The 311-nt window shown below is 45.3% G+C and carries 1 protein-coding gene; it reads right to left on the bottom strand.

Annotated elements, in window-relative coordinates:
• Positions 1 to 311, bottom strand: a 311-nt coding sequence (locus tag IQR33_RS25305; protein ID WP_193844160.1) for a MotA/TolQ/ExbB proton channel family protein, incomplete at both ends; no start/stop codon positions are given.

Genomic DNA, 311 nt, shown 5'->3' with positions numbered 1-311 from the left:
ATCGTAGTAACAAGTGCTTCAGAGATACCGCCAGCCATTAGCTTAGGATCACCTGTACCAAATAGTGTGATTGCTTGGAACGTACCGATCATACCCATTACCGTACCCAGTAGACCTAGAAGTGGTGCTACAGAAGCGAACAGTTTGATTGAGCTAATAAAGCGTTCAATGCTCGGTGCGTTACGTAGGATGATTTCGTCCAGTTTCGCTTCAAGATCTTCAAGGTTGTCACCTTTGTGTTCTTGGTAAGCTTGGATAACTTCACCCAGAGGGTTACCAGGAATCACGGTTTCTGATTTCGCTTGCTTACG

Source organism: Vibrio sp. OPT46, assembly GCF_015163535.1.
Taxonomy (GTDB): domain Bacteria; phylum Pseudomonadota; class Gammaproteobacteria; order Enterobacterales; family Vibrionaceae; genus Vibrio; species Vibrio alginolyticus.
The sequence above is the reverse complement of the archived record's forward strand: the minus strand, read 5'-3'. Positions and strand labels throughout refer to the sequence as shown.